The sequence below is a fragment of the Streptomyces coacervatus genome, assembly GCF_029223485.1.
GTDB lineage: Bacteria > Actinomycetota > Actinomycetes > Streptomycetales > Streptomycetaceae > Streptomyces > Streptomyces coacervatus.
In genome coordinates, this window is record NZ_JARHTP010000029.1 from 90,559 (window position 1) to 114,584 (window position 24,026).

Here is a 24,026-nt window from a genome sequence, read left to right on the forward strand (position 1 = left end):
CGCCTCGTCGCTCCCCTGATGCCTCACTCCGCCGTCTTGCGGGCCAGCGCGTTGTTGTCTATCGAATTGTGCACGCTGAAGCTCACGGCGTCCGAGCGGTAGCGGTCGTCCGACCACTCCACCGGGCGTCCCTCGCGGGTGGTCGTTACGCGGCGGACGCGCAGCAGGGGGCTGGTGCGGCGGATGCCGAGGAGTTCGGCGTCCTGTGCGCTCGCCGCGACCGCGTCGATGACGTGTTCGCCGTATGCGAAGACCAGGCCCGTGCTCTCGAAGAGCAGTTGGGTGACGGACGGGGCGTCCGCGTCGAGCGGCTCGACTGCGCGTGAGATCCAGTCGGCGTACACGGTGCGCTCGACCAGGACCGGTTCGCCGTCCAGGCCGCGGACCCGCAGGACGTGCAACACCCGTGCGCCCTCCCGGAGTTGGAGACGGGCGGCGTCCTGCGCGGTGGCGGGCAGGTACTCCTGGGCCACGACCCGGCCGGTGGCCTCGCGGCCCATGGCGCGGGCCCACTGGGCGAAGCTGCGCAGTTCGGCGAAGCTCTGGCTGCGGCGGCTGGCCAGGACGACCCGGCGGGCCCCCTGCCGGGAGCCGATCAGGCCCTCGGCGGTCAGCGCGGCGACAGCCTGGCGGACGGTGCCGCGCGAGACGCCGTAGTGGGCGGCGAGTTCCGTCTCGGCGGGCAGCCTGCTGCCGACTGTGTACTCCTCACGGTCGATCGCCCGCCGCAGCTCGTCGGCGATCTCCTCGTGTCGTGTCGCCACCGTTTCCCTCCGAGTCTGCTGCTGTGCACAGCGTGACCAGCGTAATCGAGACCGGCAGGTGATCGCGCTTACCTCGAACTGTGCAGGGAATGGGAGGTCACAATTTCGCCACTGTTTACGAAGAGGTCACCACAGGCGGCATTACTGAGGCCAACTTGTTCAGACAAGTTCTCAGCCTTGTGCGTCCTCCCCTGCGCCCCCTTCTGGAGTCACCGTGTCCCAGCCGAGAACAGCCGCCCTGGCCGGCTCCCTCGCCGTCGTAGCCGCACTCGCCCTCAGTGCCTGCGGCGCCGCTCCCGACAACGCGTCGACCACCGCCGACGGCAAGAACGCCGCCACCGCCACGTCCGCCGCCGACTTCGGCGGTCTCGACGCCCTGGTGAAGGCGGCCAAGAAGGAGGGCACGCTGCACGCCATCGCGCTGCCCCGCGACTGGGCCAACTACGGCGCCCTGCTCGACGGCTTCACGAAGAAGTACGGCATCAAGATCACGGTGGAGAACCCGGACGGCACCAGCCAGGACGAGATCAACGCCGTGACCTCCCGCAAGGGCCAGGACCGCGCCCCGGACGTCCTCGACCTCGGCTCCTCCTTCGCGCTGAGCGCCGCCCAGCAGGGTCTGCTCGCGCCGTACAAGGTGGCCTCGTACGGCGACATCCCCAGCGGGCAGAAGGACCCGCAGGCGCGCTGGTACAACGACTACGGCGGCTACATCTCCATCGGCTGCGACGCCAAGCGCGTCAAGACCTGTCCGACGACGTTCGCGGATCTGCTCAAGCCGCAGTACAAGGGGCAGGTCGCGCTCAACGGCAACCCCACGAAGTCCGGTTCGGCCTTCGGCGGCGTGTACGCGGCCTCGCTCGCGAGCGGCGGCTCCTTCGACAACATCCAGCCCGGCCTCGACTTCTTCGGCAAGCTCAAGAAGAACGGCAACTACACGCCCGTCGAGTCGACTCCGGCGACCGTCGAGAAGGGCGAGACGCCGATCAGCATCGACTGGGACTACCTGAACGCCGGTTACGCGGACGAGTTCAAGTCCAAGGGCGTCGACTGGAAGGTGTCGGTGCCGTCCGACGGCCAGTTCTCGCAGTACTACTCCCAGGCCATCAACAAGGACGCCCCGCACCCGGCGGCCGCCCGCCTGTGGCAGGAGTACCTGTACAGCGCCGAGGGCCAGAACCTGTGGCTCAAGGGGTACGCCCGCCCGGCGCTGATGACCGCCATGGAGAAGGCCGGCACCCTCGACAAGACGGCCGCGGCCAAGCTGCCGAAGGTCTCCGGTACGCCGTCGTTCCCGACCGAGGCCCAGCAGGGCAAGGCCAAGACGGTCATTGCGCAGGGCTGGGCGAAGGCCGTCTCCGGATGACGGCCACCCTCACGGGCGTGGACGTGGCGCCGCCGGTCGCTTCGGTGAAGCGGCGGCGCCGGGTCCCCGGCTGGCTTGCCGTCGTCCCGCTGCTCGTGTTTGTCGCGGTCGCCTTCGGGGTGCCCGCCATTGCCATGCTGAACGGCGCGTTCACCGTCAAGGACCAGGCCACCGGCGCCACTTCGTACAGCACCGAGAACCTGACGACCTCGCTGCAGGGCGCCTACCTGACCTCCCTCATCGGCAGCGTGAAGCTGTCCGCGATCTCCGCGGGCATCGGCACCGTGCTCGGGCTGCCGCTCGCGCAGGTCGTGGTCACCTCGCGGTTCCAGGCGCTGCGCAACGCCGCGCTCACCGCGTCGGGCGTGCTCGCCAACTTCGGCGGCATCCCGCTGGCCTTCGCGTTCGTCGCCACGCTCGGCAATGCCGGTGTACTGACGCGGCATCTGGGCCTCGCGGACGCGGGCTGGGACCTCTACAGCTTCTGGGGCCTGGTGATCGTCTATCTGTACTTCCTGATCCCGTTGATGGTGCTCACGATCATGCCGGCGCTGGAGGGCCTGCGCTCCCAGTGGCGGGAGGCGGCGCAGAACAACGGGGCCACGGCCGTGCAGTACTGGCTGCACGTCGCCCTGCCCGTGCTGCTGCCGTCGCTGCTCGGCGGGTTCGTGCTGCTCTTCGGCAGCGCGTTCGCCGCCTACGCCACCGCCGCGGCGATGGTGGGCAGTTCGGTCCCGCTGGTCACCCTGCAGATCGCCGACGCCATCTCCGGCAACGTGCTCGTCGGCCAGGAGAACGTGGCGCTCGCGCTCAGCCTCGACATGGTCCTGGTCGCCGGCCTCGTGATGGCCGTGTATCTGCCCCTGCAACGACGGAGTGCGCGATGGCTCGCCTGAACCCGTGGCGGTGGGTCGTCCTCGGCCTCGCCGCGCTGTACTTCCTGGTGCCGCTGGCCGCGTCCGTGGTCTTCACCGTGGACGTTCCGGGGCAGGGCATCACCTTCGACGCCTACTCGCAAATCGTCTCCACCGACGGCTTCGTCTCCAGCCTGGTGCTCTCGCTGGAGCTGGCGCTCGCGACCATCGCGATCGTGCTGCTGCTGATGGTGCCCGCCATGGTGGCGCTGCGGCTCGGGGCGCCCCGGCTGCGGCCGGTGGTCGAGGTGATCTGCCAGCTGCCGCTGGTCGTCCCGCCGATCGCGTTCGTCGCCGGGATCTCGACCGTGCTGAAGTGGGGCCCTGAGTACCTGTCGCGGACCCCGCTGTTCGAGACGTTCGTGGCGGTCCAGAACCCGAGCTTCCCATTCGTGCTGGTCATGGCGTACGTCGTGATGGCGCTGCCGTTCGTGCACCGGTCGCTGGACGCCGGGCTGCGCGCGATCGACGTGCGGACGCTGGTGGAGGCGGCCCGCAGCTGCGGCGCGAGCTGGCCGCAGGCCCTTCTGCGGAGCGTGCTGCCCAATCTGCGCGGTGCACTGCTGAACGCCTCGTTCCTCACGCTCGCGCTGGTGCTCGGCGAGTTCACGGTGGCCCAGCTGCTCGGTTTCCAGCCGTTCGCGGTGTGGATCTACAGCGTCGGCGGCTCCCAGGCCCAGCTGTCCGTCGCCGTGTCCGTGCTCAGCCTGCTCGTCACATGGGCCCTGCTTCTCGCGCTCGCCGGTGTCGGCGGGCGGACCCGTACCGCTTCGTCCCGGGGATGATCCATGACCGCCACCACGCTTGAGAAGACAGCCGTCGACAAGGCCGCCACGGTCGAATTCCGGGGTCTGCGCCGGGAGTTCGGGGCGACCGTCGCCCTCGACGGGCTCGACCTGACCGTGCAGCCCGGCGAGTTCCTGGCGCTGCTCGGCCCGTCCGGCTGCGGCAAGACCACCGCGCTGCGCATGCTCGCCGGGTTCGAACACCCCGACTCCGGCGAGGTGCTGGTCGACGGCGCGGACGTCACCCGGGTGCCGGCCCATCGCCGGGACGCAGGGATGGTGTTCCAGTCGTACAGCCTCTTCCCGCATCTCAACGCCCTCGACAACGTCGCCTTCGGGCTGCGGATGCGGAAGGTGGGTACGGCCGAACGCCGTTCCCGGGCGGCCGAGTTGCTGGAGCTCGTCGGTCTCGCCGACAAGGGCGACCGGTTTCCGCACCAGCTCTCCGGCGGGCAGCAGCAGCGCATCGCGCTCGCCCGCGCCCTCGCGCTGCGGCCCCGCGTGCTGCTGCTGGACGAGCCGCTGTCCGCGCTCGACGCCAAGGTGCGGCTCACGCTGCGCGAGGAGATCCGCCGGCTGCAGCAGGAACTCGGCATCACCACCCTGTTTGTGACGCACGATCAGGAAGAGGCGCTGTCCGTGGCCGACCGGGTCGCCGTGATGCGGGCCGGCCGGCTCGAACAGTGCGCGGAACCGGCGGAGTTGTACGGGCGTCCCGCCACCGCCTTCGTCGCCGAGTTCGTCGGCACGATGAGCCGGATTCCCGGGCGGCTGTCCGGCACGACCGTGGACGTCCTCGGCCTGCGGCTGCCCGCCGAGGGGACCCTCCCCGCGGTGACGGAGGTGGACGTGCTGGTGCGGCCCGAGGCCGTGCACGTCACCGCGGACGCCACCGGTGACGCGCGGGTGATCGCCACCGCGTTCCTCGGCGCGGCCACCCGCATCACCGTGCGCCTGGCCGACGGCACCGAGGTGAAGGCCGACCTGCCCACCCACGAGGCCACCGCGCTGGGAGCCGGAGCCACCGTTCGGGTGTCGCTGCCCGAGCGGCCGGTGCTGGTCGCCGAACGGGTGGTGTGAGACGCCGGGCACTCGCCCGCAGGACATGCAGGAAATCCCCCCCCACACACGAAAGTAGAGACCGTGACCCAACCCCCGCTCCAGGCCGTCCTGTTCGACATGGACGGCACGCTCGTCGACACCGAGCGGCTGTGGTGGGAGGCGGTGCAGCACGTCGCCACGGGCCTCGGCCGACCGCTGACCGACGCCGACCAGCCGGAGGTGCTCGGCAGGCCGGTCGAGCACACCGCCGGCTGGCTGGGCGGGCTCACCGGGACTCCGGATCTCGCCGACCGGCTGCACTCCGAGTTCAGTGACCGCGTGCGCACCGGTATCGTGCCGCGTCCAGGCGCGCTCGGCCTGCTCGATGCCCTCGCCCGCGAAGGCGTCCCGACCGCCCTGGTCACGGCCTCGCCCCGCACGGTGACGGACAGCGTCCTGGCCGTGCTCGGGGCCGACCGTTTCCGGGTCTCCGTCACCGCCGACGACACCGAGCACACCAAGCCCGCCCCCGACCCCTACCTCGCCGCCTGCCGCGCCCTCGGCGTCGACCCCGCCCGCTGCGTGGCCGTCGAGGACACCCCGACGGGCGTCAGCTCCGCGGAGGCCGCCGGGTGCGCCGTGCTGGCGGTGCCGTCGCTGGCTCCGATCGAGGCGGTCCCCGGGCGGACGGTCGTGGCCAGTCTGGAGGAGGTGACCCCGGACCGGCTGCGGGCCCTGGTGGTCCCTCGGCTGCGTGTGCTGAGCTGGAATCTCTGGTACGGCGGCGCGAAGGTCGACGACCACCGCGCCAAGCAGCTCAAGGTCATCCTGGACACCGAGGCCGATGTCGTGGGCCTCCAGGAGACGGCCGGCACGGCGGCCCGGGAACTCGCCGACGCGCTGGGCTGGCACCACCACCAGGCCGGCGAGAACCTCGGCATCATCAGCCGCCACCCCATCACGGCCCGCCTCGGCGACCCCGACGTCGGCTTCTACGGAGCGGCCGGCGCCCGTATCCGCATCGGCCGCGTACACGAGGTGGACGTATGGACGGCCCATCTCCACTACACGCCGTACGGCCCCTACGAAGCGGCCTTCGACGGGCTCGGACCGGACGGGCTGATCGCCCACGAAGACGTACGGCTGGACCAGATGCGGGAGACCCTGCGCCGCATCACGGAGTCGGCGGACGGGACGACGCCCGTGATCCTGACCGGCGACTTCAACAGCCCCTCCCACCTGGACTGGCCCGACGTGGCCTGGCCGGTGACCCTAGCCGCCGAGGCCGCCGGACTGCGCGACTCCTACCGTGAGGCCCACCCCGACCCGCTCCGCGCACCGGGCCACACCTGGTCCCCGGTCCACACCCACAACGAGGACGACAACACCCTCCCGGAACCCCAGGACCGTATCGACTACGTCCTCCACAACGGCCACGGCCTCGAAGTCGTCGACTCCTGCACCGTGGTCACCGGCGTGCCGCGCCCGTGGCCGGACGTCGCCGGCAACGACTGGCCGTCGGACCACGCCGCGGTGCTCACCACGTTCGCCCTGACCCATCGGGAGTGACTCGACGTCGGAGGTCCGGCCCGAGGCGTTGCTCCGTCCGAGTGGTATATCCCTTTCCGCGGTCGTAGCGTCGGATTGAGTCGTAGCGTCGGCAGGAGACGGCAGCGGGGAGCGGATCATGCGCAGGCACACATTGAGTACGGCGGTCACGCTCTGTTTCGCTGCCTCGCTCGCGGCAGCCGCAAGCGCGCCCTCCGAAGCAGGGCCGACATCCCCGCCGGCCTCGCACACGGCACGGCAGCAGGCCCGTGTGCCCGTGCTCGTCGACTGTTTCTGGCACCCGGAAGTACGCCCCACCGACTTCATGCTCGCCTGCGGTGACGGCAACAGCCGCCTGGCCTCGCTCCATTGGATGCAGTGGGGCCCGAACTCGGCAAAGGCCGAGGGTGTCAACGTCGTCAACGACTGCAAGCCCTACTGCGCGGCGGGCAGGTTCCACTCGTACCCGGTCGTCGTCCGGCTGGACCGGGCGCAGCCGTGGAAGAAGCATCCACAGCTGCAGCACTACACCCGGATGACGCTCGAATACACCGCCGGCAGGCCGGACACGTTCTCGCCCACGGTGACGTATCCGCTGTGGAACTGATGTCACCGCCGGTCGTCCGCCTCCATGGGCGGACGGCCCTGCGGGTTCTCCCCCGCGGTGAGGTGTTCCAGGACCTCGACCAGTTCCTGGCAGGCCTGTTCCACCGACCGCCTGGTGTTCAGCTGCTCGGTGATCACGGCTGACAGGAGCAGGGCGGTCAGGGCCATCCCGCCGTTGAAGGCCAGGAGCTTGATCATCACTTCGACGCCGGTCAGCCGGGCGAAGGGGCCGACCCGGTCCGTCGCCGCGGTGGTGGCCATCACGGAGGCGAAGAGGGCGCACAGCATGCTGCCCCCGAGCCGGAAGCGCAGGGCCGCCCAGATCAGCAGCGGGTAGACGAGGAACAGCAGGCTCACGGCGCTGTGGGTGGCGAAGGGGACGAGGGCGCAGGCGACGAGGATCAGGCCCACGCCCTCCTTCCATCGTGGCGCATACCGACGGCGGCGCGCACCGTACAGCACCAGCAGGACCGGAGTGACGATCAGGACACCCATCGCATCGCCGGCCCACCAGGCCGACCAGACGAGCCAGAAGCCGTCCGCGGCGAGTTTGCCCGTGAGGACGAGCAGCCCGGCGCCGGCGGTCGCGCTGATCAGCGTGGCGGTCAGCGCCGCCAGGAACACCAGCGCGAAGCCGTCCCGCAACCGGGCGAGATCGGTATGGAAGCCGACCTTGCACAGCAGGTAGTACGCGCAGACGGGGGCGGCGGTGTTCCCCACGAGGGTGCCGATCACGTCGGGCTGGACCGAGCTGATGGACATGATGACGAGGAGAGCGCCGAGTGCGATGCCGGGCCAGATGCGCAGACCGAAGAGCAGCAGGCAGGCCACCGCGACGCCCGTGGGCGGCCAGATCGGGGTGACGACGGCGTTCTCGACGACGAGCTGCCGCAGGAGTCCCAGCCGCCCGGCGGCGAAGTAGCAGGCGGCGACAGCGAGCACCTGGAGGGCGAAGACCGCCGGCCGGCGCAGATCCTGGATACCCACCACAGCTGTCATCAGACACCGCTGCGGCTCGGTCGGCGAGGTGGGAGGCGTGGCGCCCGGCCTTATGGCTGAATGCCGGGGGCGTCATGGCCGACGACCAGGACGGCCGCGTCGTCCTCGTGGCCGACCCGCTCGGCGATCTTCATCACTCCGGCGGCGAGTGCGTCGGCCTCCATGCCGGCGACCGCGGCGATGCCCGCAAGCCGTACGACCTGGTCGAGGCCCTCGTCGACGCTCAGCGACGGTCCTTCCACCACACCGTCCGTGAGCAGGACGAACACACCGCCCGTGGTGAGCCGGTAGCGGGTCACCGGGTACTGCATGCCTGCCTCTATGCCGAGGGGCGGTCCGCCCTCGTCCTCGGCGATGCCGGACTTTCCCTCCGCCGTGGCCCAGATGTGCGGGATGTGTCCGGCCCGGGCGCTCTCCAGAACGCCGGTGGACGGGTCGAGTCGCATGAAGGTGCAGGTGGCGAAGAGGTCGGTGCCGAGGGACAGCAGCAGGTCATTGGTCCGGGAGAGGAGTTCGCCGGGCTCGCTGGTGACGGAGGCGAGCGCGCGCAGGCCGACCCGGACCTGCCCCATGAAGGCGGCCGCCTCGATGTTGTGGCCCTGGACGTCGCCGATGGACAGTCCGATGCGGCCGTCGGGCATCGTGAAGGCGTCGTACCAGTCGCCGCCCACGTTGAGGCCGTGGCAGGCCGGTGCGTAGCGGACGGCCAGGTGGTAGCGGCAGGCGGCGGGCAGGTCCCGGGGCAGCATACCGCGCTGCAGCGCAAGCGCCAGCTCCACGCGGGAGCGCTGCAGCTCCGCGAGTTCGCGTGCCTGGGCGGTCAGCGACCCGAGTCTGGCGAGCAGTTCGTCGCCGTCCTCTGTCGGGCGCTCGAGGGACATTGATCACTCCGGCGGGACCGTGGGCCATGGCCCCTTCGGGGCAAATCCCCAGATTATGCGTTTAACGGGATGTTGGCGACACGGCGGCCGACGAAGTCCGCACTGCGGCTTTGCCGGCCCGTCCTGTCACGGCCCGGCACCCCCGTCGCCGTGGCGGCCGTGTCAGCCGCCGAGGGCCGCCATGACCACGTCCTTGGCCTCGTCCTGCACCTGGCGCAGGTGGTCGGGGCCGCGGAACGACTCGGCGTAGATCTTGTACACGTCCTCGGTGCCCGAGGGGCGGGCCGCGAACCAGGCGTTCTCGGTGCTCACCTTGATGCCACCGATGGCGGCGCCGTTGCCAGGGGCCTCGGTGAGCACCCCGGTGACCGCTTCTCCGGCCAGGGTGTCCGCGGTGACCTGGGCGGGTGAGAGCTTGGCGAGCAGTGCCTTCTCCTCGCGGGTCGCCGGGGCGTCGATGCGTGCGTAGGCGGGCTCGCCGAAGCGGGCGGTGAGGGCGGCGTAGTGCTCCGACGGTGTCTTCCCGGTGACGGCGATGATCTCGGAGGCGAGCAGCGCCAGGATGATGCCGTCCTTGTCCGTGGTCCACACCGAGCCGTCCCGGCGCAGGAAGGACGCCCCGGCCGACTCCTCCCCGCCGAAGCCGATCGAGCCGCCGACCAGCCCGTCCACGAACCACTTGAACCCGACCGGTACTTCGACCAGTTGGCGCCCCAGGTCGGCGGCGACCCTGTCGATCATGCTGGACGACACGAGGGTCTTGCCGATCCCCGTGCCGGCCGGCCACTCCTTTCGGTGGGCGTACAGATAGGAGATGGCAGCGGCCAGGTAGTGGTTGGGGTTCATGAGACCCGCGTCCGGTGTGACGATGCCGTGCCGGTCGGCGTCGGCGTCGTTGCCGGTGGCGACCTGGAAGCGGTCGCGCTGTTCGATGAGCGAGGCCATCGCATACGGCGACGAGCAGTCCATACGGATCTTGCCGTCCCAGTCGAGCGTCATGAAGCGCCAGGTGGGGTCGGCAAGGGGGTTGACCACGGTCAGGTCGAGGCGGTGCTGTTCGGCGATACGGCCCCAGTAGGCGACCGAGGCTCCGCCGAGCGGGTCGGCGCCGATGCGGACGCCGGCGGCGCGGACCGCGTCCAGGTCCAGGACGTTCGGCAAGTCGGCGACGTAGGCCCCGAGGAAGTCGTGGCGGCCGGTGGTGGGGGCGGCGAGCGCGCGGGCGTAGGGGATGCGCCGGACGTCCTTGAGGCCGGCCGTGATGATGTCGTTGGCCCGGTCCTGGATCCAGGAGGTCGCCTCGGAGCCCGCGGGTCCGCCGCTGGGCGGGTTGTACTTGAAGCCTCCGTCGGCGGGCGGGTTGTGCGAGGGGGTGACCACCACGCCGTCGGCGAGGCCGGAGGTGCGGCCGCGGTTGTGGGTGAGGATGGCGTGCGAGACCGCGGGGGTCGGCGTGTAGCCGTCCGCGCTGTCGATGAGGACGGTCACGTCGTTGGCCGCGAACACCTCCAGGGCGGTGACCCTGGCGGGCTCGGACAGGGCGTGGGTGTCGGCGCCGAGGAAGAGCGGGCCGTCGGTGCCCTGCTCGGCGCGGTACTCGCAGATCGCCTGGCTGGTCGCGGCGATGTGGTCGTCGTTGAACGCCGTCGCCAGGGACGACCCACGGTGTCCCGACGTGCCGAACGCCACCCGCTGCCCCGGGTCGGCCGGGTCCGGGTGCAGCGCGTAGTACGCGGTGACCAGCCGGGCGACGTCGACGAGGTCCTCGGGGCCGGCCTGCCGGCCCGCTCGCTCGTGCTGCATGTGCCCGCTCCTCCACATCGGTTGGCCAAAACGCTTGCCGCCCCATCTTCCCCCGTCGTGGCAACGGCCAGCGAGAGCGGGTCAGTGCCCGGAACCTGTCAGCAGTGCGCAGACGAAGTTCTCCTGAACGGTGCGCAACCGGCTCAACAGGTCCGGGTTCGTCGCCGCGTTGATCTGCGCGGTGACGGAGAAGGTCAGCGACCGGCGGCCGTCCGGGGTGGCGGCGATCAGTTGGGTGTAGCCGGGGAAGTTGCCGGTGTGCCCCAGGACCACGCCGCACCGGGTCGTGTAGCGGAAGACGGCGAGGCCCGCCATGTTGGCACCGGGGCCCGCCGGTTCGGACGCGCCGGCGATCCAGCGCCGTTGCTCGCGCACGACGCGTCTGCCGTAGAGCGCGCCGCCTGCGTAGCCGCGGATGAAGCGGGTCATGTCGGCCGGTGTGGAGATGATGCCTCCCGACGCCCATGAGCCGGAGACGCCGAGGACCTCGCTGACGTCCTCCGGGGGCGACACGGTCGTGTCGTAGCCGTGCAGATAGGGCTCGGGGATCACATAACCCTGGGGAAGGCTCGTGTTGCGCAGGGCCAGCGGCCGGTAGACCAGGGCGCGCAGCAGTTGCTCGTACGGGGTGCGGGTCGCCGCCTCCGCCATCAGGGCGACGGCGATGTTGTCGGAGTTGGAGTAGCGGTACTGGGTGCCCGGGCGGAAGTTGAGGGGCTGGTCGGCGACGAAGTCGAGGAGGCGGCGGGAGTCGAAGTGGTGGTGCGGGTCGGCCGCGAGGATGCTCCGGAACTCGGCGGCGGCGCTGAAGTCCGGCAGTCCGCTGGTGTGGTTGAGCAGTTGCCGGAGCGTGACGCGGTGCCAGGCCGCGGGCAGTCCCGGCAGACGTTCGCCCAGTGTCTCCTCAAGCCGCAGGGCGCGGCGGTCCACGAGGCTCAGGGCCACGGCGCCGCTGAAGGCCTTCGCCGTGCTGGCGATGCGCATGTGGTCGTACTGGCTCGGGCGGCGGCCCGTGGCGAGGTCCGCGACACCCGCCCGTACGACGCGGGTGTTTCCGTCCCTTCGCAGCACGGCGATGACGCCGGGCGGTCCGCCGGGGGCGTGTACGAGCTGCTCGATCTGGTCCTGCAGGTCGCTGCCGCGCGCTGCGGCAGCGGCGGCGGTGCTCGCGGGCACCTGGAAGAGCGCTGCCACGCAGACCGCGGCGACACAGGTCGCCCGCAGGCGGGGCCGGAGCGGGAAGAGGCGGGCCGGGGCGGAGCGAAGGGGCATCAGGTCTCCCATGGCGGGCCGTCGTTGCAGGCCAAGCCTTTCCCTGTGTCCGAGGTGAGGCTCTTCCGGCTGCTGCATACGGCCCAACGGCTCATCCGTCGGCCGGCACCGCCTTCAGCACCTTGCCCTGGGGACTGGCCAGTACATAGCCGGTGGCGCAGTCGTCGCCGAGGCAGGCCTCGAAGGCGGCGGGGTCCTTGTTGAATTCGTCCGGCCCATCAGGGTGCCGGTGTCGGCGCCCTTCTTCACTCCCTTGCCGGGCCGGTAGGTGCAGCTGTCGTAGCGGGTCCGGCTGCCGGGGACCATGGCCTTGACCGACACGTACTGGGGGTAGACGGCGAGATCACCGAAGGTGTCCCTGCCGGTCTTGTCCTCGATGGCCTTGAGCGCCTTCCGGATGCCGGCGGGGGTGAGCATGCCGGTGGCGAGTCTGGTCGTCGGACTCGGCAGCGGTGTGTCTGCCGGCTGCGTGGAGGCGGGAGTGCTGTGCTGCCCGCCGGTCGTCGTGGACGCCGACGCCTTGTTGCCGTCGCCGTCCGGCCAGGCCACCCACGTGATCCCGCCCACCAGCACGGCACCGGCCGCGACGGACGCGAGCGCGGCCCGGCGCAGCCGACCCCGGCTGTCGGGGCGGGGCACAACAGTGTCGGAGGCGGCCGGCGTCGGCGCCGGGGCGGCGTTCTGCGGGGGCGCCAGGGGGTACGAGGTGGCTGTGGGTTCGTGACCGGCCTCCTCCGCGGCGGCCGGCATGCGGTCGACCCGCTCCGCGTCCGGCCGCGCCCCGGGATCGCGGACCGGCACTGCGGCGAGTACGGGAGCCAGCGGTCCAGCCTGTTCGGGCGGCGGGACGTCCTCGTGCAGTACGGCGGCCAGCGTGGCCAGGGTCGTTCCGCGCCGCAGCGGATGGTGGCCCTCGACGGCGACGTACAGCATCATCGCGAGCGACCACAGGTCCGCGGCGGGTCCGCCGCCGTCCGTGACGCGTTCCGGAGCCATGTAGTCGGCGGTGCCGATGATCGATCCGGTGGCGGTCAGCGCGGTGGAGTCACGGATCGCGGCGATCCCGAAGTCGGTGAGGACGGGCCGGCCGTCGGTGCGCAGCAGGACGTTGGCGGGCTTCACATCGCGGTGCTGGACGCCCGCGGCGTGGGCGGCGCGCAGCGCGTCGAGCACACCGCGGCCGACACCGACGGCTTCGGCGGGTGTCATCGGGCCGCGGGCCAGCCGGTCGGCGAGGGAACCGCCCTCGACCAGCTCCATGACGATCCACGGGTGGGTGCCCTCGCCGCCGTCGACGATGTGATGGATCGTCACGACGTTGGGGTGCTGGACCCGGGCCAGGGCTCGGGCCTCGCGCAGGACTCGCTCGCGCAGCATCCGTGCCGAGTCCGGGTCGTACTCGGCCAGGGCCTGCTCTGAGTTCCCCGTCGTCCCCACGGAGCGCGGGCGCAGCGGCGTTCCGTGCGGCGAGCGTGCGTGCCGGGCGTCGGGGCGCAGGCGGGGAACTCAGAGCAGGCCCTGGGGTCCGGGTCGACGGGCCGGACCTCCTTGACGGCCACGCTGCGGTGCAGCAGCAGATCGCCGGCGCGCCACACGGTGCCCATGCCGCCACCACCGAGCCGGGCCCGGAGCTCGAAGCGGCCGTCGACAACCCGTCTGTCGGTGTCCCCGTCGTTCATGGCGAGGAGCATAAGGGACGCGAAATCCTCCACCGCACCCCGGCGGGCTGTCGTCAGTCGGCGGCTCCGACCAGAGCGCGGACCTCGAACTCGTCGTATGCATCCGGGACTTCGGGACGGCCCAGGACCGTGCCGAGCCAGCCGAGGAGGAACCCGGCCGGGATCGAGACGATGCCGGGGTTCTGCAGCGGGAACCAGGCGAAATCGGCGTCCGGGTAGAGCGAGGCGGGGGTGGAGGAGACGACGGGTGAGAACACGACGAGGAGTACCGAGCACAGCAGGCCGCCGCAGAGGCTGAGCAGGGCGCCCGTCGCGGTGAAGCGCCGCCAGAACAGGGTGTAGACGAGGGTGGGCAGCAGGGCGGAGGCGGCGATGGCGAAGGCGAGGAAGGCCAGGGTGGCGGTGTTGGCGCCCCAGGACACCAGGGCGAGGAGCATGGCGAGGACGCCGATGACGGCCGCGGCGAGCCGGGCGACGAGGAGTTCCTCGGTCTGTTTGGCCCTTCCCTTGCGGATGACCTCGCCGTAGAGGTCGTGGGCGACGGAGGAGGCCGCGGCGAGGGTGAGTCCGGCGGCCACGGCGAGGAGCGTGACGAAGGCCAGACAGGACAGCAGGGCCGTGAGCACGCCGCCGCCCAGTGCGTGCGCGAGCAGCAGCACGGCCGCGTCGCCCTTGTGGTCCATGCGTGCGATGGTCTCCCGGCCCACGACGGCGGTGGCCCCCAGGCCCAGGACTCCGGCCGCCAGGCAGACGAGGCTCACCAGGCCCATCGCCCAGACGACCGAGACGCGCAGGACACCGGTCGAGCGCGGGGCGAGCAGCCGCATCATGACGTGCGGGAGCGCGGCCAGGCCCAGCACGATGGCCAGTTGCAGGCTGAAGAAGTCGAGTTTGCTGGTGGTGCTGGCGCCGTAGCGAAGGCCGGGCTGCAGGAAGCGTGTTCCCATGCCGCTGTGGTCGGCGGCCGCCGTGAGCAGGGCGTCGATGTTCCAGTGGTAGTGGTGCAGCACCATCACGGCGGTCACGGTGACGCCGGAGATGAGCATCACGGCCTTGACGATCTGGATGAACGTGGCCCCGGGCATGCCGCCGATGGCCGCGTACACGATGACCACGGTGCCGATGACGACCACGCACAAGGTGCGGGTGGCCGCGCTGGGTTCGCCGGTGAACTGGGTCAACAGGGCTACGCTGCCGACCAGTTGGGCCACCAGGTAGAGGGTGGTGACGGCCAGCGTGCAGAGGGACAGGGCGAGCCGGACCGGCCGCTGCCGGACCGGCATGCGCAGGGCGATGGTGTCGCCGAGGGTGAACCTGCCCGCGTTGCGCAGGGGTTCGGCGATCAGCAGCAGGACCATCATCCAGGCCACGGCGGTGCCGCCGAGGTAGAGGAGTCCGTCGTATCCGGTGAGGGCGACCAGGCCGGTGCTGCCCAGGAGGGTGGCGGCGGAGAGGTAGTCCCCGCACATGGCCAGTCCGTTGCGCAGCGGGGTCATGGTGCGGTTGCCGAGGTAGAACTCGCTGATCTCGTCGCGCTGCGGAGCGGTCAGCAGCGCGGTGAACAGGGTGACGACGACCACGGAGAGGAAGAGCAGGAACGTCAGCTGCAGGCTGAACCCGTCCACGACGACGACGGCGGCGGTCGTCACCATGTGCGGTACCCCTGGGTGTGGTGGGAGGCGGGTGCCTGGCCGGGGCGGCTTTGCCGGTCGGGGTGCTGCCGGTGGGCCTGGGTGCGGAAGCCGCGGGCGATCGGGTCGACGTGTGTACGCATGTGCACGATGTGGCGCCGCGCGATGAGGGCCATCACCACGAACTGCCCCAGTCCCAGGGCCAGTCCGAGGGTGAGGTGACCATGCAGTGAAGTGTTCATGAGCTCGGGTGCGAAACTCGACAACAGGACATAAAGCAGGAACCCGCCGGTGGCGACTACTGTCATCCGCACCCCGGACCGCCGCTGCGCACGGCGCAGCTCCTGGAATTCGGGGCGGTGGGATATCTCGTGTCGTTTCGCCTGCTCGACATTCACGCGGGCACACCTTCTCCACTTCTTGGCGCCGCACGCATGCCGGAAAAGAATGCCGGAGTAGACCACCGTGCGGACTTTGTGGGGGGTTCGTGAATCTGGAATCGCCGCTTTCCGGATTCCTTCGGTCCCGCCATTGGGTGGGGCGGAACCGGGAGCCGGAGTATTGCAGCGTGCCCATTGAACTATCAACCGCACGGAAGGGTGAATTTCCGACGCTGACTCATTCCCGCACCTGATCCTGCGTTCATGGGCACCGCACAGCCCACGAAAAGCACGCTGCACGAGAATAGTCCATACCTTTTCCGCGGGAAGGCTGTCTCAAATGCAGCGCACAAGGAGGTCGGCTCGTCACAGCCGAACGGCCCGGGCGAGGATGCCCGGGCCGTGTGCCGTTGCCGGTGGTGGTCAGCTGCTCGGCGTCATCCGAACATGCCGGGCTGGTAGTCGCCGGCGGGCTGCTGAACGATGACGTTGAAGCGGTTGTACATGTTGATCAGGGCGATGGTGGCGACGAGGGCGGCGAGCTGGTCCTCGTCGAAGTGCTTGGCCGCGTTCGCCCAGGCCTCGTCCGTGACACCACCGGCCGCGTCGGCGATGCGGGTGCCCTGCTCCGCGAGCTCCAGGGCGGCGCGCTCGGCGTCGGTGAACACCGTGGCCTCCCGCCAGGCCGCGACGAGATGGAGCCGCTGCGCGTCCTCCCCCGCGGCCAATGCGTCCTTGGTGTGCATGTCGGTGCAGAAACCGCAGCCGTTGATCTGGCTGGCGCGGAGCTTCACCAGCTCCTGCGTCGCGTGCGGCAGCGTCGAGTCCGATACGGCCTTGCCCGCCGAGTTGATGTGCCGGAAGAGCTTGGCCGCGACCGCGTTCTCGAAGAGGTTCATACGAGCTTCCATGGTGCGCTCCTGTGCCGTTGTCGGTGGTTACACCTCTTTGACGGCACGGCCCGGCAGGTTGTGACACACGCGAATGTGACGTGCGTCTCCCGGCTCACCGGGCAAGGCGGTCCGGGCTCAGTCCAGCAGCCCCGCGGCGAGCGTTGCGCCCAGCTCCCAGCAGGCCTCGATGTCCGGCTTGGCCGGCTCCCCGGTCACCGTGACGGGCTTCGCCGTACGCCGCCAGCCGAGACCGGTCGTGATCGCCTCGATCCCGCGCACCGCGCCCGTGACGTCGCTCCCGCCGTGCACGTAGTAGCCGAACGGCCTGCCCTGCGTGGCATCGAGGCACGGGTAGTAGATCTGGTCGAAGAAATGCTTGAGGGCTCCGGACATATAGCCGATATTGGCCGGGGTGCCGAGCAGATAGGCGTCGGCGGCCAGCACGTCGGACGCCGTGGCCGCCAGCGCCGCCCGCCGTACGACCTCGACGCCCTCGATCTCGGGCGCGGTCGCACCGGAGAGGACGGCTTCCAGCATCGTCTGGCAGTTGGGCGAGGGCGTGTGATGCACGATCAGCAAGGTGGGCACGCTCCGCACCCTAATTCAGGCCCGGTACGGCCCTCTTCACGAGGCGGCACGAGATCGCCCCGCGCGCTCAGCACAGCACGCGCAGGGCGCCCGGCAGGACTCTGGCCGTGACGGGCAGGACGGCCTCGACCTCGCCGTCGGCACCGTAGGGCACCTCGCGGTCGGCGGAGATGGTGATCTCCCGGCCGCGCAGGATGCGCACCTGCGGCCGGTTGACGTGGGTGCCCGTCCTGAGTTCGTTCATCATGGCGAAGAAGAGCCGCCGGGGTGCCTCACTGATCATCACGACGTCGAGCAGGCCGTCGTCCACACGGGCGTCGGGGGCGATGAGGCGGCCGGAGCCGTAGTAGCCGGAGTTGGCGGCCACCACCGTGTAGCCGGTGTGGCGGTGTTCCTCGCCGTCGACGGTGACCCGGTAGTGGGCCGGCCGCCAGGTGGTGACGGCCCGCAGGCCGCCGGCGTAGTAGGAGGCCGCGCCCCGCAGGAGTTTCGCGTGGTTGGCGTGGCGGTTGGCGAGGGCGTCGACGCCTGCGTAGACGCTGCCGAGGACGACGGTGCGGTCGTGGACGGCGGACTCGACCTCGATGGTGTCGACGGCGCGCGGTTCGTGGCAGAGCAGTACCTCGGCCAACTCGGTTGGTTCCGTGGGAAGTTCCAGTGCTCGGGCGAAATCGTTGCCGCGGCCGGCCGGGACGAGGCCGAGTACGGCTCCGGTGCCGCTGAGGGCGCCGCCGATCCCGCCGGCCATGCCGTCGCCGCCTACGGCGAGCACCACCCGGCCCTGGCTGCCCGCGTGCCGGGCGAGTTCCTGGGCGTGGGCCAGGCTGTGGCTGTACTCGGTCTCCAGCTCGGCGCCCGCCTCCCGCAGCAGCCGGGCCACGGCGAGGAGGGCTGCGGCGCCGGTGGATCCGCCCGCGGTGGGGTTGACGACGGCGGTGAACTGTCGCATCGGTGTGCCTCCGAGGGCGGACGGGTCGGTACTGCCGGACAGGGGGACGGTCAGTCGTCGAGAGGCAGGAGGACCCCGGGGTTGAGGAGTCCGGCCGGGTCCAGTCGCCGCTTGACGGCGCGCAGGGCGTCGACGGCCAGCGGGCCGGCCTCGCGGACGTACCAGTCCCGGTGGTCGGTGCCCACCCCGTGGTGGTGGGTGATGGTGCCGCCGGCCGCGAGGATCGCCTCGTTGGCGGCGTGCTTGGCCCGGGTCCAGTGCGCGAGGGGGTCGTCGCCCTGTGCCGAGACCACGGTGAAGTACAGCGAGGCGCCGTTCTCGTAGATGTGGGAGATGTGGCACATGACCAGGGGCGGGGTGCCGGCCTCGGTGAGTGTCGTGGTGAGCGCGTCGCGCACGGCCGCGTAGAGCCCGGGGATGCCGGACCAGAAGGCCGCCGTCTCCAGCGTTTCGGCGAAGGCGCCCGCGTCGAGCAGGGCGTCGCGCAGATAGGGGGCCGAGTAGCGGCCGTGGGCCCAGCGCTCCCCCGGCTCCTCGCCGAGCGGTGTGCCACCGCACTCGCGCAGGACGGCCGCGGCACCTTGCCGACGGTATGAGACGTCCTCCTGCGTGCCCTCGTATCCCGCAATCGCCGTGCATCCGGCGGCCGCCTGGGTGCCGGAGGACCCGATCGCGTCGGGCTGGGCGAGGCCGATCAGGGTCTCGGTCTCGTCGGACAGGCGCAGCACGGTCGGGCGCGGCCCGTCCTGGGCGAGGCGGCGCAGCGCGGCGGCGCCTTCCTCGAAGGAGGGGAAGCGCCAGCCTTCGTAGACACAGATCTTCGGGACCGGGCGGATGCGGACCGTCACGGACGTGATGACGCCGAACGCCCCCTCCGAGCCGAGGACGAGCTGGCGCAGGTCGGGTCCGGCCGCGGAGCGCGGGGCGCGGCCCGTGTCGATGGTGCCCTCGGGGGTGGCGAGGGTGAGGCCGAGGACCATCTCGTCGAAGCGGCCGTAGCCGGCGGACGCCTGGCCGCTGGAGCGGGTGGCGGCGAAACCGCCGATGGTGGCCCACTCGTAGGACTGCGGGAAGTGGCCCAGGGTGAAGCCGTGTTCGGCGAGCAGCGCCTCGGCCTGCGGGGCGCGCAGGCCGGGTTGCAGGGTAGCGGTGCGGGAGACCGGGTCGAGGACGAGCAGGCCGTCCATGCGCCGCAGGTCCAGGGCGACGAACGTGCCCCGCGGCCCGGGGGCGAGTCCCCCGACGACGGAAGTGCCGCCGCCGAACGGGACGAGGGCCAGGCCGTGTTCGGCACACGCGCCCAGCACGGCAACGACCTCGTCATGGCCGGCCGGGAGCAGCACGGCCGCCGGAGTGTCGTCGACGTCGCCCTCCCGGATGCGCAGGAGATCGGGGGTGGACTTGCCGCGGGTGTGCCGGATGCGGGTCTCCGCGTCGGTGCGCACGTACTGCTCGCCGCCCACGGCCGCCACGAGGGCCCGGTGCGCGGCGGCCTCCAACTGCCCGTCCGCAACGGCGATGTCCGCCAGGCCGACCGGCTCGGCGCTGCGCGGCTTGACACCGAGCAGATCGCGCAACAGCCCGATCACCGTGTCGGGCAGCGGCGTCGCCTTGGCCGGGTCGCCCCAGCCGCTCCACAGCATGTCCATGAGTGTCGTCCTCACCGGTCGATTCGAGCGGTTCCGTCTTCGGATCCGTCTTCCTACGACGCCTGCGGGGCGCCGAGGCGTTACACTGTGACACATGACGCCTATTCGTCACAACAGCTCGGACGGCGATGCGGTCCTCGACGCGGTGCGGGACTGTGTCCTGGCCGTCGGGGTCCGCCGTACGACCCTCACCGACGTGGCCCGCCGCGCGGGCGTCTCCCGGATGACGCTGTACCGGCGCTGGCCCGATGTGCGCACACTGGTCGGCGATCTGATGACCCGTGAGTGGGTCGACGTGGCCACCCGGGCGATACCCGAGCGCAGACCGGATGCGGACGGGCGCAGCCTGCTGGTGGACGGGCTGGTGGCGGGGGTGGAGTCCTTCCGCGCCCATCCCCTCTTCCGCAAGATCGTCGACGTCGATCCCGAGCTGCTCCTCCCGTATGTGCTGGACCGTCGCGGCGCCAGCCAGATCGCACTTCTGGAGCTGCTGGCCGACGGTCTGAAGGAAGGGCACGCCGACGGATCGGTGCGCGTCGGCCATCCCGAGCGTCAGGCCCGCTCGCTGCTGCTGATCGTGCAGTCCTTCACCCTGTCCTTGCGGACCATGACCGACGAGGACGACGCCGACCTGTCCTCCGCGGCCTTTCTCACGGAGCTGCGTTCCATCCTGGAGAGGACCCTCACGCCATGAGTCACAGCCCTGCCTTCGGATCGTCCCTGTCCGCCGCCCGGCGCTCGCGCGAACTGGCCCGGACCGTCGGCGGACCCGCCGTGGACGTCCTCGTCGTCGGGCTCGGCGCCACCGGTGCCGGAGCCGCCCTGGACGCCGCGGCGCGCGGTCTGAGCGTCGCCGCCGTCGACGCCCACGACCTGGCCTTCGGCACCTCCCGCTGGAGCAGCAAGCTGATCCACGGCGGGCTGCGCTATCTCGCCTCGGGTCAACTCGACGTCGCCCACGAGAGCGCTGTCGAGCGGGGCGTGCTGATGGAGCGCACGGCGCCTCACCTGGTCCGCGCGCAGCCGTTCGTCCTGCCTCTCACCTCGCTTGTCTCCCGCGGTCAGGCGGCGTTGGCCTGGGCCGGCTTCCGGGCCGGCGACGCTCTGCGTGTGACGGCCCGCACCGCCCGGGCCACGCTGCCCGCACCGCGCCGGCTCTCCGCGGTGGAGACCCGCCATCTCGCCCCTGCCCTGCGCCCGGACGGCCTCCGCGGCGGCCTGCTGTCCTGGGACGGCCGGCTCGTCGACGACGCCCGCCTGGTGACCGCCGTCGCCCGCACCGCTGCCGCGCACGGAGCACGGATCCTGACCCGGGTCAGGGCGCTGGAACTCACCGCCTCCGGCGCCCGCGTCCGCGACGAACTCACCGGCGAGGAGGGCGAGATCAGGGCCCGCGCGGTGATCAACGCCTCCGGCGTCTGGGCGGGCGGCCTGGTGGACGGCATCCGTATCCGCCCCTCCCGCGGCACCCACCTGATCGTGCGCTCGGACCACCTCGGCCCCCTCCCGGCCGGCCTGCACATCCCCATCCCCGGGGAGACCAACCGCTTCGTCCTCGTCCTGCCCCAGGGCGACGGCCGTGTCTACGTCGGACTCACCGACGAACCCGTCGAGGGCGACATCCCCGACGTACCCGAGGCACCCGAGACGGACATCGGCTTCCTGCTCGACGTCCTGGGTTCGGTCCTCGACATCCCGGTCCGGCGCGAGGACGTCGTCGGGGCCTTCGCGGGACTGCGCCCCCTGCTGGACACCACGCCGGAGGCCGGGTCCGGCACCGCGGCCAGGACCGCCGACATCTCCCGCCGGCATGCGGTGCTCACCTCGTCCGAGGGCGTGATCACCGTGGTCGGCGGCAAGCTCACCACGTACCGGCGCATGGCCGAGGACGCCGTGGACGCCGCCGTCACCGCCCGCCGCCTCCCCGCCGGCCCCTCACCCACGGCCTCCCGCCCGCTCATCGGCGCCGCGTCCCCTCAGGCGCTCGACGCCCTGCGGGCACCTCACCACCTGGTACGGCGCTACGGCACCGAGGCACCGGCCGTCCTCGCCCTCGGCGCCGAAGACCCCCGGCTGGGCGAGCGGGTGCTGCCGGGCCATCCCGTCACCGCCGCCGAGCTGCTGTGGGCGGTGCGCCACGAGGGCGCCCTCGACGAGGCCGATGTGCTCGACCGCCGCACCCGGATCGGTGTGGTGCCGGCGGACCGTGCCGCGGCGCTGGATGCCGCGCGGGAGATTCTCGGCGAGGCCCTGGCCGGGAAGGGCTGAGCGCCCGTGGTCTGCTCACCGGCGCAGTCGCCCCGGCGGCGTCGGCTCGGCGGCGTCGGCTCGGCCGCATCGGCTCGGCCGCATCGGCCCGGCTGCATCGGCCCGGCTGCATCGGCCCGGCGCGCGAAACGGTGAATGTGCGCATATGCTCCATTTGCGTGACACATACCTTCGAGGAGCTGGTCGAGAAGCAGCGCGCAGCCGACGACGCGCACATCCGGGTCGAAGAGCTGCAGCGCTCGTACGGCCCGCTGACACAGCCGGGCGGCTGGAGCGGACAGCAGTCCGACACCTACGAGACCGCCCGCCGAGCCTGGCGCGACCTGGCCCGGGAGGCGCGGACCTCGGTGACCGAGTATGCGAAGGAGTCTGGGAAGCCCCGCAACGAGGTCGAGGCGGACGTCGAACGGGCAGTGAGACAGTCCGAGCACGAAGTCTGACCCACCGCCACCTGCTATAATCCCACCGGTTTCCGGAACCCCATCGCTCACGGTCCGCTTCTGCGGACGGGGCGGGCCGCCATCGGATCGGCCGGTTCCGTCTCCAGAAACCAGTTTCACAACCTCCGCACGGCACTCCATGTGACACCCCATCAGCGTCTGCTGATGGGGTGTCACGCGTTTTCCGCCAGTCCCTGGCGAACTCGCTGGACCACCTCACCGAAAGGACGCACCGACCCCGATGACCTCCCCGCCCCGCAAAGACGTCGACGGCCGAACGCCCCAAGCACCGGACATCCCGCTGCGCCGTGTTCCCGGTTTCCGCCGGTTCTGGCTGTCGCGCGCGGTCTCCGGGCTGGGATCCGCCGTCACCACGGTGGCCCTGCCCGTCCTGGCCTTCCAGGAGACCGGCTCGCCTGTGATGGTCTCCCTGGTGGCGGCCGCGGCGACCCTGCCCTACGTGGTTCTGGGGCTGATCGCGGGCACCGTCGCGGACCGGACGGACCGGCGCCGCCTCATGATCCGCACCGACTGGCTCAACGCCGCCTGCATCGCCTCCGTCCCGGCTGCCTCCGCCCTGGGCATCCTGACCGGCGGCCAGGTTCTCTTCGTGGCCCTCGCCTCTGCCGCCCTCAGCCTGTTCTTCGACGCGGGGGTGTACGGCTTCGTCCCCGACATCGTCGGCAAGGACAAACTGGCCGAAGCCAACAGCGCCGTCTACGGAGCGCAGACCGTCGTACGCATCGCCGGGAACGCGGTGGCGGGAGGTCTGATCGTGCTGTTCCGCCCGGCCGGCACGCTGGCGCTGGACGCCCTGTCCTTCGCCGTCTCCGCGCTGCTCCTCAGGGCGGTCACGCACACCAGTGCCCGGCCCGCCGCGCCTGCGGCGAAGCGGCCGGGGTTCAAGGAGTCGGTCCGGGAAGGACTCCGTTTCCTCCGCCACCACCGGACGCTGCGCCTGATGACCGTGGTCGGCACCTTGCAGTCATTCTCCGGCGGGGCGATCATCGGCCAACTCGTCGTCTTCGCCGACCGCGTGCTGGGCATCCACGGGTCCGACGGGCGGATCGGCCTGCTGTACATGGCGTGGAGCGCCGGAGGCATCGGCGGGTCCTTCCTGCTGCCCCGGTTGCGGCGCCGTTTCGAGGCGTTCCCCCTTCTCCTGGGGGTGCTTCCCGTCGGGGCCCTGCTCGGCCCGGTCGTCGTCCTCACCTCGGACTGGCGGGTCACGCTGGTCGCCCTGACCCTGTGGGGGTCGGCGTACCTCGTCGTCCTGGTGAACACGATGACCTACTCCCAGGAGGTGACGCCGTCCGAGCTCCAGGGTCGGGTCAACACCACGCGCCGGATGCTCTCTTCGGGCCTGGGTGTGCCGCTCGGCGCCCTGGTGGCCGGCACCCTCACGGTGCGGGTCGGCGTGCGGGCCGGGATGTCGACGGCCGTCGTCTCCATCGCCCTGGCGGCCCTGCTGGTCTGGGGTGTCCAGGTGCGCAGCCGGCTGCGGCCCGGGGAGGGGGCGTAGCCTCACCCTCCTGTCCATCGCCTGGCGGGGCGCCCGGACCGGTGGGTC

22 protein-coding genes are annotated in these 24,026 nt (G+C 71.3%); 10 read left to right on the forward strand and 12 right to left on the reverse strand.

Features of this window, described 5'->3' with window-relative positions; translation table 11 throughout:
* Window positions 1-23 precede the first annotated feature (23 nt).
* Window positions 24-764 carry a GntR family transcriptional regulator gene (locus P2Q00_RS46170; RefSeq protein ID WP_275780863.1) on the reverse strand — a complete coding sequence of 247 codons (741 nt, stop codon included), beginning with the start codon at window positions 762-764 and terminating at the stop codon, window positions 24-26.
* A 214-nt stretch (window positions 765-978) separates the two neighbouring features.
* On the opposite strand from P2Q00_RS46170, the gene P2Q00_RS46175 reads away from it, so the two are divergent.
* The 6 genes from P2Q00_RS46175 to P2Q00_RS46200 all read left to right on the forward strand — a co-directional run bounded on the left by P2Q00_RS46175 (window position 979) and on the right by P2Q00_RS46200 (window position 7,025).
* Window positions 979-2,130: an ABC transporter substrate-binding protein gene (locus P2Q00_RS46175; RefSeq protein WP_275780864.1), complete on the forward strand. Its 1,152-nt coding sequence runs from the start codon at window positions 979-981 to the stop codon at window positions 2,128-2,130.
* Window positions 2,127-3,026, forward strand: a complete 900-nt coding sequence (locus tag P2Q00_RS46180) for an ABC transporter permease (protein WP_275780865.1) — start codon at window positions 2,127-2,129, stop codon at window positions 3,024-3,026. Before P2Q00_RS46175 ends, P2Q00_RS46180 begins: the two co-directional genes overlap by 4 nt.
* Window positions 3,014-3,829: an ABC transporter permease gene (locus P2Q00_RS46185; RefSeq protein ID WP_275780868.1), complete on the forward strand. Its 816-nt coding sequence runs from the start codon at window positions 3,014-3,016 to the stop codon at window positions 3,827-3,829. The genes P2Q00_RS46180 and P2Q00_RS46185 overlap by 13 nt, the downstream gene beginning before the upstream one ends.
* Before the next feature lie 3 nt (window positions 3,830-3,832).
* Window positions 3,833-4,909, forward strand: a complete 1,077-nt coding sequence (locus P2Q00_RS46190; RefSeq protein WP_275780869.1) for an ABC transporter ATP-binding protein — start codon at window positions 3,833-3,835, stop codon at window positions 4,907-4,909.
* Window positions 4,910-4,972: 63 nt separating this feature from the next.
* Complete coding sequence (locus tag P2Q00_RS46195; protein ID WP_275780870.1) at window positions 4,973-6,439, forward strand: HAD-IA family hydrolase; 1,467 nt, start codon at window positions 4,973-4,975, stop codon at window positions 6,437-6,439.
* Between the two features lie 118 nt (window positions 6,440-6,557).
* Window positions 6,558-7,025, forward strand: a complete 468-nt coding sequence (locus tag P2Q00_RS46200; protein WP_275780871.1) for a hypothetical protein — start codon at window positions 6,558-6,560, stop codon at window positions 7,023-7,025.
* A gap of 2 nt (window positions 7,026-7,027) precedes the next feature.
* Here P2Q00_RS46200 and P2Q00_RS46205 read toward each other — a convergent pair whose 3' ends face one another.
* The 11 genes from P2Q00_RS46205 to P2Q00_RS46260 all read right to left on the reverse strand — a co-directional run bounded on the left by P2Q00_RS46205 (window position 7,028) and on the right by P2Q00_RS46260 (window position 19,748).
* Window positions 7,028-8,023 (reverse strand): MASE1 domain-containing protein, encoded by a 996-nt coding sequence (locus tag P2Q00_RS46205; RefSeq protein ID WP_275780872.1) that lies wholly within the window; start codon window positions 8,021-8,023, stop codon window positions 7,028-7,030.
* Between the two features lie 50 nt (window positions 8,024-8,073).
* On the reverse strand, window positions 8,074-8,904 hold the full coding sequence (locus P2Q00_RS46210) for a PP2C family protein-serine/threonine phosphatase (RefSeq protein ID WP_275780873.1): 831 nt from the start codon (window positions 8,902-8,904) through the stop codon (window positions 8,074-8,076).
* Window positions 8,905-9,066: 162 nt separating this feature from the next.
* Window positions 9,067-10,707: a phosphoglucomutase (alpha-D-glucose-1,6-bisphosphate-dependent) gene (gene pgm, locus P2Q00_RS46215; RefSeq protein WP_275780875.1), complete on the reverse strand. Its 1,641-nt coding sequence runs from the start codon at window positions 10,705-10,707 to the stop codon at window positions 9,067-9,069.
* 81 nt (window positions 10,708-10,788) lie between these two features.
* Window positions 10,789-11,979: a serine hydrolase domain-containing protein gene (locus tag P2Q00_RS46220; protein ID WP_275780876.1), complete on the reverse strand. Its 1,191-nt coding sequence runs from the start codon at window positions 11,977-11,979 to the stop codon at window positions 10,789-10,791.
* A 114-nt stretch (window positions 11,980-12,093) separates the two neighbouring features.
* Window positions 12,094-13,356: a protein kinase domain-containing protein gene (locus P2Q00_RS46225; RefSeq protein WP_275780877.1), complete on the reverse strand. Its 1,263-nt coding sequence runs from the start codon at window positions 13,354-13,356 to the stop codon at window positions 12,094-12,096.
* Between the two features lie 355 nt (window positions 13,357-13,711).
* Window positions 13,712-15,310: a solute symporter family protein gene (locus tag P2Q00_RS46235; RefSeq protein ID WP_275780878.1), complete on the reverse strand. Its 1,599-nt coding sequence runs from the start codon at window positions 15,308-15,310 to the stop codon at window positions 13,712-13,714.
* Window positions 15,304-15,687, reverse strand: coding sequence for a DUF485 domain-containing protein (locus tag P2Q00_RS46240; protein WP_275780879.1), 384 nt, complete (start codon window positions 15,685-15,687; stop codon window positions 15,304-15,306). The genes P2Q00_RS46235 and P2Q00_RS46240 overlap by 7 nt, the downstream gene beginning before the upstream one ends.
* 419 nt (window positions 15,688-16,106) lie before the next feature.
* Complete coding sequence (locus P2Q00_RS46245) at window positions 16,107-16,580, reverse strand: carboxymuconolactone decarboxylase family protein (protein WP_275780880.1); 474 nt, start codon at window positions 16,578-16,580, stop codon at window positions 16,107-16,109.
* Between the two features lie 117 nt (window positions 16,581-16,697).
* Window positions 16,698-17,150, reverse strand: a complete 453-nt coding sequence (locus P2Q00_RS46250) for a flavodoxin family protein (protein WP_275780882.1) — start codon at window positions 17,148-17,150, stop codon at window positions 16,698-16,700.
* Window positions 17,151-17,217: 67 nt separating this feature from the next.
* Window positions 17,218-18,099 carry a YegS/Rv2252/BmrU family lipid kinase gene (locus P2Q00_RS46255; RefSeq protein WP_275780883.1) on the reverse strand — a complete coding sequence of 294 codons (882 nt, stop codon included), beginning with the start codon at window positions 18,097-18,099 and terminating at the stop codon, window positions 17,218-17,220.
* Between the two features lie 50 nt (window positions 18,100-18,149).
* The gene (locus P2Q00_RS46260; RefSeq protein ID WP_275780893.1) at window positions 18,150-19,748 is read right to left on the reverse strand and encodes an FAD-binding oxidoreductase; all 1,599 of its coding nucleotides are present in this window, start codon (window positions 19,746-19,748) and stop codon (window positions 18,150-18,152) included.
* A gap of 94 nt (window positions 19,749-19,842) precedes the next feature.
* Between P2Q00_RS46260 and P2Q00_RS46265 the strand changes: the two genes are divergently transcribed.
* From P2Q00_RS46265 to P2Q00_RS46280, 4 genes are all read left to right on the forward strand, one after another.
* Window positions 19,843-20,442 (forward strand): TetR/AcrR family transcriptional regulator, encoded by a 600-nt coding sequence (locus tag P2Q00_RS46265; RefSeq protein ID WP_275780884.1) that lies wholly within the window; start codon window positions 19,843-19,845, stop codon window positions 20,440-20,442.
* Window positions 20,439-22,016: a glycerol-3-phosphate dehydrogenase/oxidase gene (locus P2Q00_RS46270; RefSeq protein ID WP_275780886.1), complete on the forward strand. Its 1,578-nt coding sequence runs from the start codon at window positions 20,439-20,441 to the stop codon at window positions 22,014-22,016. Before P2Q00_RS46265 ends, P2Q00_RS46270 begins: the two co-directional genes overlap by 4 nt.
* A gap of 158 nt (window positions 22,017-22,174) precedes the next feature.
* Complete coding sequence (locus P2Q00_RS46275) at window positions 22,175-22,456, forward strand: hypothetical protein (protein ID WP_275780887.1); 282 nt, start codon at window positions 22,175-22,177, stop codon at window positions 22,454-22,456.
* Between the two features lie 241 nt (window positions 22,457-22,697).
* A complete protein-coding gene (locus P2Q00_RS46280; RefSeq protein ID WP_275780888.1) occupies window positions 22,698-23,978 on the forward strand; it encodes an MFS transporter in 1,281 nt (426 codons plus the stop codon).
* Window positions 23,979-24,026: the final 48 nt, after the last annotated feature.